This window comes from Marinobacter sp. W-8 (genome assembly GCF_044342215.1).
GTDB lineage: Bacteria > Pseudomonadota > Gammaproteobacteria > Pseudomonadales > Oleiphilaceae > Marinobacter > Marinobacter nauticus.
Window position 1 is genome coordinate 2,444,311 of record NZ_CP172297.1, and the last position, 12,858, is coordinate 2,457,168.

General features: G+C 57.8%; 12 protein-coding genes and 1 pseudogene. 8 read left to right on the top strand and 5 right to left on the bottom strand.

Features of this window, described 5'->3' with window-relative positions; genetic code table 11:
* Positions 1–106 precede the first annotated feature (106 nt).
* The 6 genes and pseudogenes from map to dapE all read left to right on the top strand — a co-directional run bounded on the left by map (position 107) and on the right by dapE (position 7,347).
* Entirely contained in the window at positions 107–877 is a 771-nt protein-coding gene (map, locus tag ACF8YQ_RS11375; RefSeq protein ID WP_222534319.1) for a type I methionyl aminopeptidase, read from the top strand.
* Positions 878–3,524: pseudogene (locus ACF8YQ_RS11380) on the top strand ([protein-PII] uridylyltransferase).
* On the top strand, positions 3,521–4,723 hold the full coding sequence (gene dapC / locus ACF8YQ_RS11385) for a succinyldiaminopimelate transaminase (RefSeq protein ID WP_396621436.1): 1,203 nt from the start codon (positions 3,521–3,523) through the stop codon (positions 4,721–4,723). The pseudogene ACF8YQ_RS11380 and the gene dapC overlap by 4 nt, the downstream one beginning before the upstream one ends.
* On the top strand, positions 4,720–5,061 hold the full coding sequence (locus ACF8YQ_RS11390; RefSeq protein WP_014422002.1) for an ArsC family reductase: 342 nt from the start codon (positions 4,720–4,722) through the stop codon (positions 5,059–5,061). Before dapC ends, ACF8YQ_RS11390 begins: the two co-directional genes overlap by 4 nt.
* A gap of 40 nt (positions 5,062–5,101) precedes the next feature.
* Positions 5,102–6,130: a 2,3,4,5-tetrahydropyridine-2,6-dicarboxylate N-succinyltransferase gene (dapD, locus tag ACF8YQ_RS11395; RefSeq protein ID WP_022991540.1), complete on the top strand. Its 1,029-nt coding sequence runs from the start codon at positions 5,102–5,104 to the stop codon at positions 6,128–6,130.
* Between the two features lie 86 nt (positions 6,131–6,216).
* Positions 6,217–7,347 (top strand): succinyl-diaminopimelate desuccinylase, encoded by a 1,131-nt coding sequence (dapE, locus tag ACF8YQ_RS11400; RefSeq protein ID WP_023008783.1) that lies wholly within the window; start codon positions 6,217–6,219, stop codon positions 7,345–7,347.
* Positions 7,348–7,381: 34 nt separating this feature from the next.
* Here the strand turns inward: dapE and ACF8YQ_RS11405 are convergent, their stop codons facing one another.
* Positions 7,382–7,600, bottom strand: coding sequence for a SlyX family protein (locus ACF8YQ_RS11405; RefSeq protein ID WP_011786014.1), 219 nt, complete (start codon positions 7,598–7,600; stop codon positions 7,382–7,384).
* Positions 7,601–7,768: 168 nt separating this feature from the next.
* On the opposite strand from ACF8YQ_RS11405, the gene ACF8YQ_RS11410 reads away from it, so the two are divergent.
* Positions 7,769–8,308 carry a cold-shock protein gene (locus tag ACF8YQ_RS11410; RefSeq protein ID WP_011786015.1) on the top strand — a complete coding sequence of 180 codons (540 nt, stop codon included), beginning with the start codon at positions 7,769–7,771 and terminating at the stop codon, positions 8,306–8,308.
* Between the two features lie 78 nt (positions 8,309–8,386).
* Here ACF8YQ_RS11410 and ACF8YQ_RS11415 read toward each other — a convergent pair whose 3' ends face one another.
* The 3 genes from ACF8YQ_RS11415 to ACF8YQ_RS11425 all read right to left on the bottom strand — a co-directional run bounded on the left by ACF8YQ_RS11415 (position 8,387) and on the right by ACF8YQ_RS11425 (position 11,181).
* Entirely contained in the window at positions 8,387–8,761 is a 375-nt protein-coding gene (locus tag ACF8YQ_RS11415) for a hypothetical protein (RefSeq protein WP_396621437.1), read from the bottom strand.
* Positions 8,733–10,136: a hypothetical protein gene (locus tag ACF8YQ_RS11420; RefSeq protein ID WP_396621438.1), complete on the bottom strand. Its 1,404-nt coding sequence runs from the start codon at positions 10,134–10,136 to the stop codon at positions 8,733–8,735. Before ACF8YQ_RS11420 ends, ACF8YQ_RS11415 begins: the two co-directional genes overlap by 29 nt.
* A 133-nt stretch (positions 10,137–10,269) precedes the next feature.
* Positions 10,270–11,181, bottom strand: a complete 912-nt coding sequence (locus tag ACF8YQ_RS11425) for a DUF1853 family protein (protein ID WP_396621439.1) — start codon at positions 11,179–11,181, stop codon at positions 10,270–10,272.
* Positions 11,182–11,245: 64 nt separating this feature from the next.
* Between ACF8YQ_RS11425 and ACF8YQ_RS11430 the strand changes: the two genes are divergently transcribed.
* A complete protein-coding gene (locus ACF8YQ_RS11430) occupies positions 11,246–11,686 on the top strand; it encodes a VOC family protein (RefSeq protein ID WP_224850329.1) in 441 nt (146 codons plus the stop codon).
* Between the two features lie 63 nt (positions 11,687–11,749).
* On the opposite strand, the gene ACF8YQ_RS11435 is transcribed toward ACF8YQ_RS11430, so the two are convergent.
* The gene (locus ACF8YQ_RS11435) at positions 11,750–12,841 is read right to left on the bottom strand and encodes a hypothetical protein (RefSeq protein ID WP_396621440.1); all 1,092 of its coding nucleotides are present in this window, start codon (positions 12,839–12,841) and stop codon (positions 11,750–11,752) included.
* Positions 12,842–12,858: the final 17 nt, after the last annotated feature.

Consider the following 12,858-nt stretch of genomic DNA (forward strand, 5'->3'; position numbering starts at 1 on the left):
ATTATTTTTAGCCCTGGACTATGGCCAGCATAGCCTGCTCCCCGCCTTGTACCTTATGTCGCCGCCCCTTAAAATGCCGGTTTGATACAAATCAACAGGAAGCCCGATGCAGGTAACTATCAAGACCCCCGAAGAGATTGAAAAGATGCGCGTGGCCGGTCGCCTGGCTGCCGAAGTTCTGGAAATGCTCGACGAACATGTCAAACCCGGCATCACCACCGAAGAGCTGGATCGCATTGCGCACGATTACATCGTCAACACACAGCAGGCGATTCCCGCTCCTCTGAACTACAAGGGCTTCCCGAAGTCGATCTGCACGTCGGTCAACCACGTGATATGTCACGGCATCCCGTCCGAGAAGAAGGTGCTGAAGGAAGGCGACATCATCAATATCGATGTCACCGTCATCAAAGACAGCTACCACGGCGACACCAGCAAGATGTGGATTGTGGGCAAACCCAAGCCCGGCACCGAACGCCTGATCCAGATCACTCAGGAGTGCCTGTATAAAGGCATTGAACTGGTGAAACCCGGAACCCGCCTGGGTGATATTGGCCACGTAATACAGCAGTATGCCGAGAAACACCGTTACTCCGTTGTCAGAGACTATTGCGGCCACGGCATTGGCAAGGTGTTTCATGAGGAGCCTCAGGTAATGCACTACGGCAAGCCCGGCACCGGCATGGAACTGAAAGAAGGCATGACCTTTACCATCGAGCCGATGATCAATCAGGGCAAATACCAGACCAAGTTACTGGCAGATGGCTGGACGGTAGTCACCAAGGATCACAAACTGTCGGCACAGTGGGAGCACACCATTCTGGTAACCTCCGATGGCTATGAGGTGCTCACCCGCCGATCGGAAGAGTCGTTCTAAGTGGACCGAAGCGAGCTGGAATCCCGCATCAGTAACGACACCTCACCGGTGTTTGCCGCACGCGAACTGTTGCGGGAAAGCTACAACGCTGATGCCGAGGCATTTCGGCAAGGCGCCGATGTCCGGGCCCTGGTTCTTGCCAGGGCCAACACCATCGACAAGGTTCTCCGGCTGATCTGGAACCGATACCCGTTCTCCCGCTCCGCTGACATTGCACTGGTGGCCGTGGGGGGGGTATGGCCGGGGCGAGCTGCACCCTCATTCCGATATTGACCTGCTGATCCTGACCCGCAATGGCATAGAAGAGGACCGGCAGGAAGACCTGGGCGCGTTTGTCACCCTGCTCTGGGACCTCAAACTGGATATTGGCCACAGCGTTCGCAGCCTGGCGGAATCCATTCAGGCCGCCCGGGAAGATATCACTATCCTGACCAACCTGCTGGAAACACGTACCATTGCAGGCCCGGATGGTTTGCGGGCGGAACTCAGTGAGCAGGTGTATTCGGACGACGTCAGCTCCGATCGGAATTACTTCCTGGCCAAACGGGAAGAACAGCAGCAGCGCCACAAGAAATACGGCGACACCGAATATAACCTGGAACCCAACGTCAAAGGCTCACCGGGCGCCCTTCGAGATATCCAGACCATCGGCTGGATCACCAAACGCCATTTCGGCCTGCAGAATATTGCCGACCTCACCCGCTTCAGCATCCTGACCGAAGAAGAGCATCAGATTCTGTATCAGGGAGAGACCTTCCTCTGGCAGCTCCGCTTTGGTCTTCAATTACTGGCCGACCGCAACGAAAATCGCCTGCTGTTTGACCACCAGCGAGCGCTGGCGCAAATGCTCGGGTACCAGGACGAAGGCAAACGCCTGGGTGTGGAACTGATGATGCAGCAGTACTACCGCACCGTGCTTGCACTGGCGGAGCTGGCGGACGTAATCCTGCAGTATTATGACGAGGCCATCATTGGCAGCGGCGGAGAAGATGAAATCCGCCCCTTGAATAAGCGTTTTCAGGTTCGCAACCTCTATATTGAAGCGGTGAACAATCAGGTGTTCGCCTATGCTCCCTACGCCATCATGGAAATCTTCGTGCTGATGGCGCAACACCCGGAGATCAAAGGCATCCGGGCCACTACGATTCGTTCACTCCGGGCCCACAGGCATCTGATTGATGACGCGTTCCGCTCTGACTTGGCCGTCACCACGCTGTTTATGGAGCTGCTACGCACGCCCCATGCCCTGGACCAGACCCTGTCGGCCATGAAGAAGTACAACGTGCTGGGCCGCTACCTGCCGGAGTTCGGCCAGATCATTGGCCAGATGCAGCACGACCTTTTCCATATCTATACGGTAGACGCCCACACCATGCGGGTGATCCGCAACATGGTGAGGCTCAACAGCACCGAGGCCAGAACCGAATACCCCCTGGCCTCGCGCCTGATACACCGGCTACCCAAACTGGAAACCTTGTTTATTGCCGGCCTCTACCACGACGTGGCAAAAGGCCGGGGCGGCGACCATTCCGAGCTCGGCGCCATTGATGCCGAAGCCTTTTGCGAGCGACACCATCTCAGCGAGCGGGACACCCAGCTGGTGTCCTGGCTGGTGGAAAACCACCTGCTGATGTCCATGACTGCTCAGCGCAAGGATATTTCCGACCCGGACATCATTCAGGCCTTTGCCCGCGCGGTACCCAGCCTGGCCCACCTGGACTATCTCTACATTCTTACGGTGTGCGATATCAGTGCCACCAATCCCAAACTGTGGAACACCTGGCGCGCGTCGTTGTTGCGCCAGCTTTATATAGAAACCAAACGGGCGCTGCGCCGCGGCACTGACAATCCGGTAGACCGGCAGTCCTGGATCCGGGCCACCCAGGAGGAAGCCAGGGAAATCCTCCACGCCCAGAACATGACCGATGAACAGATCGACCAGATCTGGAATACCGTGGACGACGAATACTTCCTGCAGGATTCCACTGTCGATATCGCCTGGCAAACAGCCGCCATCATTCGCCACGGCGACAACCCGGATCCTCTGGTGCTGATCCGGGACACCCGGGGTGGCCCGACTGACGGCTATTCGCAGATCATCATCTACATGAAAGATCGCGTCGCCCTGTTTGCCGCTACCACCGCTGTCCTGGAGCAGTTGAACCTGAACATCGTGGATGCCCGCATCAATTCCACCGAAGGCCCCTATTCCATCAGCTCCTACGTGGTGCTTGATGACAAGGGCCAGCCGCTGGGCATCGACCCGGCCCGAAAGGAGCGTGTACGCAAGCGCCTGATTGAAGAACTGGACGACCCGGAAGACTATCCGGACATCATCCATCGCAGAACGCCAAGGCAGTTGAAGCACTTTGCGTTCCCGACCGAGGTGACCTTCTCCAACGACACCATCAATCAGCGCACGGTGATGGAACTGATTACGCCGGACCGCCCCGGTCTGCTGGCGCGGATTGGCCAGGTGTTGCTGGAGCACCGGGTGCGGCTGACCAACGCCAAGATTGCCACGCTGGGAGAACGGGTTGAAGACGTGTTCTTCATCACCGACGAACAGGGCGAACCCCTGCGCGACCCGGGCGTGTGCCAGGCCCTGCAACAGGACCTCTGTAAAATGCTGGACGAGATTCAATGAACCCCAATCTGGAAAGACTTCACCCCTACCCCTTCGAGAAACTGGCCAAACTGAAGGCCGGCATTTCGTTACCAGAACATCTGGAGCCTATCTCCCTGGGAATTGGTGAACCCAAGCACCCGTCGCCAGCCTTCGTAAAGGACGTTATTGCCGATAACCTGGACAAACTGGCGAATTACCCCACCACCAAAGGCACCGACGAACTTCGTAGCGCGATTGCCGGATGGGCAACCCGCCGGTTTGCTCTGGCCCCGGAATCATTGGATCCGAACCGCCACGTGGTGCCCGTAAACGGAACCCGCGAAGCCATCTTCGCCCTGGTTCAGGCGGTTGTGGATGCCGGCAAACCCGCCACCGTGGTCAGCCCCAATCCTTTCTATCAGATCTACGAAGGCGCAGCCTTCCTGGCCGGCGCCACACCGGTTTATCTGCCCTGCGATGACAGCAATGGCTTCATCCCGGACTTCGACGCCGTGCCCGCGTCGGTCTGGAAGGACTGCCAGATCCTGTTCCTTTGCTCACCCGGCAATCCAAGCGGAGCCGTGATTCCGAGGGAAACCCTGGTAAAAGTGATTGAACTGGCTGACCGGCACGATTTCCTGATTGCCTCGGACGAGTGCTATTCAGAGCTCTACCCGGACGAAGCCAACCCGCCGGAAGGCCTGCTGCAAACCTGCGCCGCCATCGGCCGCCACGATTTCAAGCGCTGTGTGGTGTTCCACAGCCTGTCCAAACGCAGCAACCTGCCGGGCCTGCGGTCCGGCTTTGTGGCCGGCGACGCCGAGGTACTGGCCGGCTACCTGAAATACCGCACCTACCATGGCTGTGCCATGCCTATACATAATCAGCTGGCCAGTATCGCCGCCTGGAACGATGAAGACCATGTGCGCGAAAACCGCGCCGCCTACCGGGCCAAGTTCGAGGCAGTCGTGCCCATTCTGCGCGAAGTCATGAACGTCGACTTCCCGGATGCCGGCTTCTACCTCTGGCCGGAGACGCCCATGGACAACGAAACTTTTGCCCGGGAGCTATCCGCCCGACAGAACGTACACGTATTGCCGGGCCGATATCTATCGCGCACGGTAAACGGCCACAACCCGGGTGAAAACCGCGTGCGCATGGCACTGGTAGCTCCCCTGGAGGAATGTGTTGAGGCCGCGAAACGTATCGTTGAGTTCGTAAAAGGTTTTGAACAATGAAGTTATATGGCATCCGCAACTGCGACACCGTCAAAAAGGCCCGGAAGTGGCTGGATGAGCACGGCTTGGACTATGAGTTCCATGATTTCAAGAAAGACGGCCTGAGCAGCGAGAAGCTCAGCCAGTGGGAACAGGCCGTTGGCTGGGAAACGCTCCTGAACAAACGCGGGACCACCTGGCGAAAACTTCCCGACGAGGTTCGTGATACCATTAGCGCCCAAAGTGCCCACCAGATCATGCTGGACAACCCCTCCATCATCAAGCGCCCTGTCGTCGAGCGCGGAGACGGCGTAAATGTGGGGTTCAACGCAGACGACTGGTCTGCGTGGCTGGGCTGAATTTTTCTGACTATTTAATGACAACAGGAGCAACCACCAGATGAGTTTTGCATTCGGTATCGGAATCGGCACCCAGAACAACCAGGGCGAATGGCTGGAGGTGTACTACCAGCAGCCGATCATGACACCCGACAGAGACCTGATCGACGTGGTTGAGTCTGCGCTGGACTATAAGGGTGGCAACCAGGCCATCAGCGTGAAAGCAGAACAACTGGCACAGTTTGCCAACGCCCTTCGCCAACTGGGCCGGACAGACCAGGCCAAACTGGCCGAGAAAGCGGCTGAGAGCAAGCGCCCCGTGGTAGTCACCGTACTGGCAACGGACGATACCGCTTCCAGCACGCCGGAGGTGTACCTGAAACTGCACCTGATCTCACACCGCCTGGCCAAGCCCCACAGCCTGAAACTGGACGGCATTTTTGGCCTGCTGCCCAACCTGGCCTGGACCAACGAAGGCGCCATTGACCTGAATGAACTGCCGGAGCGGCAACTGCAGGCACGCCTGGATGGCCGTATTCTGGAAGTGAAGTCGGTCGACAAATTCCCGCAGATGACGGATTACGTAGTGCCCAAGGGTGTACGTATTGCCGACACCGCCCGAGTACGTCTGGGGGCCTACGTAGGCGAAGGTACCACCGTCATGCATGAAGGCTTTATCAACTTCAACGCCGGTACCGAAGGCACCAGCATGATCGAAGGGCGCATCTCCGCAGGCGTGATGATCGGTAAAGGCTCCGATCTGGGCGGCGGCTGTTCCACCATGGGCACGCTTTCCGGCGGCGGCAACATCATTATTTCCGTGGGCGAGAACTGCCTGCTGGGCGCCAATGCCGGCATCGGCATCCCGCTGGGCGATCGCTGCACCGTTGAAGCTGGCCTGTACATCACCTCAGGCACCAAGGTGGCCCTGCTGGATGACCACAACAAACTGGTGGAAGTGGTGAAAGCCCGCGATCTGGCCAGCAAAAACGATCTGCTGTTCCGTCGCAACAGCCAGACCGGTGCGGTTGAGTGCAAAACCAACAAGACCGCCATTGAACTGAACGAAGAACTGCACGCCAACAACTAAGGCTGCAGCCCGCCACAGAACCCACGAACACCGGGGGTTCTGTGGTGTTATTCCCTCTACTCTTTCCTTATCGAACAGGTTTCTCTATGTCGCTCTCCCCCACCCTGGAACTTGCCAAGGACCTTATCCGCCGCCAATCCGTAACGCCGGACGACGCGGGCTGCCAGGAACTCATGATGTCACGCCTGGCGCCGCTGGGTTTCAGTGGGGAGAACCTGCGCTTTGGCGAAACCGACAACCTGTGGGCAAGAAAGGGCAACAATGGGCCTGTTCTGGCATTTGCCGGCCACACCGACGTGGTACCCACCGGCCCCGAGAAAAACTGGGCTCACCCGCCGTTTGACCCGATCATCAAGGACGGCTACCTGCACGGTCGGGGCGCTGCGGACATGAAGGGAAGCCTGGCGGCCTTCATCACCGCCTGTGAACGATTTGTGGCCAACCACCCGAATCATCGGGGCTCGATTGCCCTGCTGATCACCAGCGATGAGGAAGGCCCGGCCCAGGATGGCACCGTGAAAGTGGTAGAAACCCTCGAAGCCCGCAATGAGAAAATGGACTGGTGCCTGATTGGCGAACCTTCCAGCACCCATCAGGTAGGGGATGTCATCAAGAATGGCCGGCGCGGCTCCCTTCACGGATACCTCACCGTTCACGGCGTTCAGGGCCACGTGGCCTACCCGCATCTGGCCGAGAATGCCGTCCACAACGTTGCACCGGCACTGGACGCGTTGGCCAAGGAATTCTGGGACAACGGCAACGACTTCTTCCCGCCCACCACCTTCCAGATAACTCGTGTCGAGGCCGGCGTCGGCAGCAATATTGTGCCCGGGGAGTGCCTGGTGCACTTCAACTTCCGTTACTGCACCGAGAACACCGCGGAAAGCCTGGAAGAGAGGGTGGTCGCAATCCTGGACCGGCACAACCTGAAGTACGACCTGCAATGGCACCTCAGTGGCCGGCCATTCCTGACCGACAAAGGCGCGCTGGTATCAGCCGCACAGAATGCCATTCGAACCGTGACTGGCCGTGAAACAGAACTGTCTACGTCCGGCGGCACCTCAGACGGTCGCTTCATTGCGCCCACCGGTGCCCAGGTGGTCGAACTCGGCCCGATCAACGCCACCATTCACAAAGTGGACGAGTGTGTGAAGGCTGAGGATCTGGACACGCTGTCCGAGATCTACGAACAGATCCTGGTCGAGCTGCTGGCATAAAGAATCGAACCAGAGGCTCACAATGAGCCTCTGATCAATAATGCGGCGGGGGCGTTTCCTCTTCTTCCCGCCGGATATTGGACGGCGAGATATCCTTGAGTTGCTTGTGCAGCATTTTCTTGGCGTCCCACAGTTCCCGAATGTCCATCTCCTGCTTGGCGACCTGATCACTCAACGTGTTGATCAGCTCATCCTGGAACGCAAGTCGCATTTCCAGTTCTGCCAGTCGTTCTTCCAGGGAGTTTTTGCTCATGAGGTTTGGTCAGCCCTTTCTGTAATCTGGTATCATGCCGCCTTTTACCGCCTGCGGCCGGGATAATCAGTTTTCCCGGGGTTGGCGGCGTTCACCGGCCAGACATGCCATGTTACCCGATGTCCGGCTTTTTATCGTCAGTGTTAAACCATGGAGAATAACCAACCAATGCGTAATCCAGCCAAAGCGATCCTTGTTGCCATTCTGATCGCGATTCCGGCACCGTTTGTACTCGGCCTTCTGCTTACCACCACTCCGGAACCCCTGAAAATCCTGGCGTTGGGCCAGGGCCTGGAAGCTCTAGGCAGCCAGGGTGGCATAGCGGCCTATCTGTTCGCGTTTGTTGTCTTTGCCGTTGCCGCCTTTGTTGCGATTGCACTCGCCGGCAAGCAGCCTGCCGCCAGGAACTCAGCCGCGCGCAAGGCAGCACCTCGCAGTGCCCAGCCCAGCAATCAGTATGACGACGACGAAGACGATTTTGACGACAGCACTCCCGAAGGTAACGAGGAAGGCACCGTCAAGTGGTTCAACGTCAAGAAAGGCTTCGGCTTTATCGTTCGTGACAGTGGCGACGAGATCTTTGTGCACTTCCGCGCCATCCGTGGCCGTGGTCGCCGCGTGCTTCGCCAGGGCCAACTGGTGCGCTTCAACGTGGTTGAGGCAGACAAAGGCCTGCAGGCAGACAACGTGTCTATCCTGAGCGACTGAGACACCGCCCGCACGCGCCAATAAAAAAGCAGCCTCTCGGGGCTGCTTTTTTGTTTCAAGCCGAAAACCTTGTGGCTGTCAGTTCCAGACCACCAACTGCTCGCCGCGATGATCCAGCCGCCACCACTTATCGTCCTCCACCGGGTCCCCTTCTTTCCAGTCTCCCGGGCTGCAGCGGATTTCAGTATCCATTGTCCGCCAGGCACTGCGGGCGCAATCCAGGTCGCTGTTCCAGGGCAGCTCATCGCCTTCCATCACCAGTGAAGTGAAACGCTTGCCGAAAGCGCCCGGATACAGCGTGATGCGCACCCGCGCGCCGCTATACCTGGCCATGCCCTTCACCACCGAACTGACGTCGGTATCGTCCAGCTGCAATTCGTCCAGTTGGCCTTCCAGCCAGTTGGAGACCGCGGCCGGTTCAAGGTCACGAATGTAGATTTCCAGATCCTGCACCCAAGGATTCTCCCTGCAGTTGTTCGCAATGTCGCACATAGTGAACCGGCCCGGGCCTCGCTGCAACCCATCGCTCCAGTTCCTCGCGCAGATCGTCCACCAGCAATCGACGGAGCGTGCCGGCCCGCTTGCGCTCGTGCCAGAGAACATCGGCCGCCGCCTGTTCAATCATCAGGACCTCCGCCTTCTGCTCCGGGAGATGGCAATCTTCTCCCCGCGCCAGTGCAACCAGAGACTGCCGGTGCCACACCTCTTTTTCGCCCTCCAGTGCCGCCGCCGACACCGAGCCACGACTGGCAAACAAATCCAGCCGGGCGGCAGCTCGCCGTACCCACTGCAGCATGCCACCAGGAGTGCTGACACAGCTGCTTTGTCGGGAAGCCGCATATTCGAGAGCTGCCTGGGAAACCTGTATATTCCAACGCTTTTCGATTGCCGGTTGATGTGCGGTGAGTACCGCCCTCCGCTGACGGACACTCACCGGAGGCAACTCCAGAACCTCAGGTTCACGCCCCAGCAACTGCCCCAGCCGAACGACACCGCTGGAATCCGTCATCGAATCACGACCAATCAGCAAGATTGGCCCAGACCAGCCGGAAACCAGATCCCGGATCAGGCCCAGCGGCTCGGCTATCAACGTCAGCAAATCGGCGGGGCTGACATTGTCCAATACCAGCGCAGGCCAATGCTCAGAGGACGAATCACCTGACGGTAAAACCGGTTGATCACAGGCCAGCACTTCGGACTCCCGGCGAGGATTAACCTGAACCCAGGCCAGGCCAGGAGTGCTCTGGAGCGAGTGCAGCCAGGCCGACTTGCCGGCACCCCTCGGCCCCCGAACCCAAATCAGTGCTTCGGGATTGGCCGCCAGGGCAACCGCAACATCTTCCGCCAGCGCGAGCCATTCTGGTTCCGCAATCGATACCGGCGCAACGAAACGGGCATCGGAGGTGGGCACAGGCACGTCATGTGCCGAGGGCCAGTACGTCACAAGCTCGAGAACAGCTACGTAGGCTTTATCCTGAAGCCGTTCACACTGGGACGTCAGGGCTTTCAGAAGCACCGGCCAATCGAGCCAGGGGGCCTCGGCCGACTCGCGGGCGGAGGCAATCCAATAGATCAACTGCGAGGACAGATCACCGTCTCCGACCACCTCGGTCACGATGGGCTGCTCACCCTGAATGGTGCGAACGAGTTCGTCCAGATCGATACTCTGGCGTTGCAAAAACGGGGGAATCGCGGGGATGGCATCGAGCAATGCCAGCAGAAAATCTTCGGCAGTAATCACAGAACCGCCCCGGCGCCCAACACTTTCTCGGGCCATCAACAGCGCGGTCTGACACTCCGGAGACAGACATCCTTGCCAATCTTCCATCGGGGCATCTCCTTCCTTGGCTTACGGGCATCGTCCTGATGCCACCTGAACAGCCCGGAATTCTAGAACCGTGTCACGAATGTGACAACGACCAAGGCCCGTTTCTGTGAACCGAACAGCCCCTACAATGGTCTTAGGCGCCCGCACCCGGCCACTGAGGCGGCATAATGAACACCCGACTAGTCTCTACCCAACGATCAGATTCCGTCCGCCTGTTCAAAACGGCAAACATCTGGGGTATCCCGGCGCTCTCCACCCGATCAAGCGCCGCCCTCGCCGATGCTGTATCCGGCGCAGCCGATTGAGCCCAGGGGCCGATCCAGTCCGGCTTGAACAGGGGCACCCAGCCAGAGATATTCTCCTGCCGAGCCTGATCAAGCCTCATCCAGTAACCTTTCAGATGCTCCCTCGGCACCTGTGCCGGGGCCTCAGGTAGCGTTTGAGCAACCGGATAGAACAGATAGCCTGGCATGAAAATTCGTGGTGTAACTGTTTCGCAGACGCCAACACTGGCCGGCAAGCCCTGGGTTTCTGGTCGCTGGCACAAGCGGCTTTGGTGATTCAGCAGGCGCTCAGTTTTCAGATCCAGCCGATCCCGGGCATTGGGTCCGTACCACCGGACCTGATTTGCCTCGGTTACGAAGCCGAGATAGAACTTGATGGCAATTTCGTGGTGCTCCAGTTGGCCGGAGCACCGGTTGCGAACCAGAAAATCCAGCTCACCCAGCGTTCGCCCCTCGGCCTGAACCTGCTGATTCTGCAGTACAATGTCCCAACCCAACAGATCCCGCAGTAACACCTCATACAGGCGCTCGAAATAGTGGCCAAGCCGACGCTCCGGCGTTTCCGTCAACCGAACAGGCAGGGTATCAGGGTTCCGCTCCCACCGTTTCAACGTCTCCAGGAATTCCGGGGGCAGATGGGCGGCAGGATCGAAACTGAGCTCATGCTTTAACAGCTGAGGCGACAGACACAACCAGGCCAGGTGCCGGACCGCCGGCACCTCGAACGCCAGCAACGTCTCGGTAATCTCGTTTTTAGTCATAGCCGAAGAATACCGTAAACTGTGGGGGACACAATTCAGAACCTGGCCAGCCAAGGAGTACCTTATGCAATACCTGCACACCATGATCCGGGTGAGCAACCTGGACGACACGCTGCACTTCTTCTGCGATTTGCTTGGCATGGTAGAAATCAGTCGTAAAAGCAACGAAAAAGGTCGCTTCACCCTGGTATTCCTCGCCGCACCGGAAGACGAAGCCCGGGCCCGGGAAGACAAGGCGCCCATGATCGAACTGACCTACAACTGGGACCCAGAGGAATACACCGGCGGCCGCAACTTCGGCCATCTGGCCTACCGGGTGGACGATATCTATGCCCTGTGCGAGAAACTCCAGGCCAGGGGCGTCACCATCAATCGCCCACCCCGGGATGGCCATATGGCGTTCATCAAGACACCGGACGGGATTTCCATTGAGTTGCTGCAGAAAGGCGATGCGCTGCCGGCTCGGGAGCCTTGGGCGAGTATGGAGAATGTGGGGAGTTGGTAAAGTGACTTCGATTCTGTAATGGCGCCGGTTTTCGGTCCAGCCATTACAGAATCGAGCGTGTTATCAAATCGGCCATGCATCGGCTGGACGTAGCTCTCGGTATTCCGCCATCGAGATCTTACCGAGTTGCGGCGTGAGCCGGCACTTGCGCTTATTCCAGGGATATTCCTCCTGCCGCTTCAGCCATTCCTTGCCCTCACCTTCCTTCCAGGCTTCCAAATCCAGATCGCGCCAGAAGCGAGGATTACGACCGCTGCGCAGGTCGTGTTCAGCGGTGACAGGATCCAGGTGTCGGAATGGTTCCAGCCGTGGTACATCTGGCAGGGGCTGCGTGACATCCATGTAGGTCTGAAGTACATCCCAAAGTGCCAGGACCTCTGATTTGCTGGATTCGATGGTACTGAAAGCCGTTTTATGGAATGACTTCTGTGTATAGCGATGCACAAAAATGAGCCGATAGAACACACCGCTTTGCTGAATCACCCGGTCCACATAAGCATCGAATTCCACAAACGGGGCTTCGAAAAACCGGCCTCGCCCGAGAGCCAGGCGAACCAGCCCGGTGGCTCGGTTGAACTCACTACAACCGTCCTCGAGGGTGTCGTCCAGTTTCTTGTTGATCGCTTTTTCAAAGGGCTTGAGTACAAAACTCATGCCGGTGCTCATGAGCCAGTTAGTGGTGATAGGAGTTACCCAAATCGCAAACGCAAACGCAAACGCAAACGCAAACCACATTAGCGAAAGAAGCCCTCCAATAAAGACCAGAATCTCGGATGCAATATCTAAGTTGTTATTTGCCTCAATAATTCCCCAACCGACTAACGCTATACCGCTGAACCATAGGAAAAAAACCCATATGACCGGCAATGCAAGGACTAAAACCTTGAGTCCCAATTTGTCATTCAAAAATCGAATCCTTTGGTGGTCCCACCACCAATCTTTGGACTCGAACTCGGGATCTGTCTTTTCGTGATCCTGTAGCACTTCAACATCTTCAATTGTCCCGAAATAGGGAATAATGCCGGCATAGGTACCGACAGGCTGAAGATCCTCGCCGATGCGCATTCGGTCTTTGGGAGCTTTCGGCAGTGGACCAATCTCCACCACCCGAAAGGCGGTGTTCGAAAAAAGAGTGTCTTGCAGCAGTTCAGTCACGCAGATCCCTCAAGCAA

Coding starts and splice junctions, on each gene's coding strand:
- map (WP_222534319.1), top strand. CDS start 107: ATGCAGGTAACTATCAAGACCCCCGAAGAGATTGAAAAGATGCGCGTG.
- ACF8YQ_RS11420 (WP_396621438.1), bottom strand. CDS start 10,136: ATGGAAGATTGGCAAGGATGTCTGTCTCCGGAGTGTCAGACCGCGCTG.
- ACF8YQ_RS11425 (WP_396621439.1), bottom strand. CDS start 11,181: ATGACTAAAAACGAGATTACCGAGACGTTGCTGGCGTTCGAGGTGCCG.
- ACF8YQ_RS11405 (WP_011786014.1), bottom strand. CDS start 7,600: ATGAGCAAAAACTCCCTGGAAGAACGACTGGCAGAACTGGAAATGCGA.
- dapC (WP_396621436.1), top strand. CDS start 3,521: ATGAACCCCAATCTGGAAAGACTTCACCCCTACCCCTTCGAGAAACTG.
- ACF8YQ_RS11410 (WP_011786015.1), top strand. CDS start 7,769: ATGCGTAATCCAGCCAAAGCGATCCTTGTTGCCATTCTGATCGCGATT.
- dapD (WP_022991540.1), top strand. CDS start 5,102: ATGAGTTTTGCATTCGGTATCGGAATCGGCACCCAGAACAACCAGGGC.
- dapE (WP_023008783.1), top strand. CDS start 6,217: ATGTCGCTCTCCCCCACCCTGGAACTTGCCAAGGACCTTATCCGCCGC.
- ACF8YQ_RS11430 (WP_224850329.1), top strand. CDS start 11,246: ATGCAATACCTGCACACCATGATCCGGGTGAGCAACCTGGACGACACG.
- ACF8YQ_RS11390 (WP_014422002.1), top strand. CDS start 4,720: ATGAAGTTATATGGCATCCGCAACTGCGACACCGTCAAAAAGGCCCGG.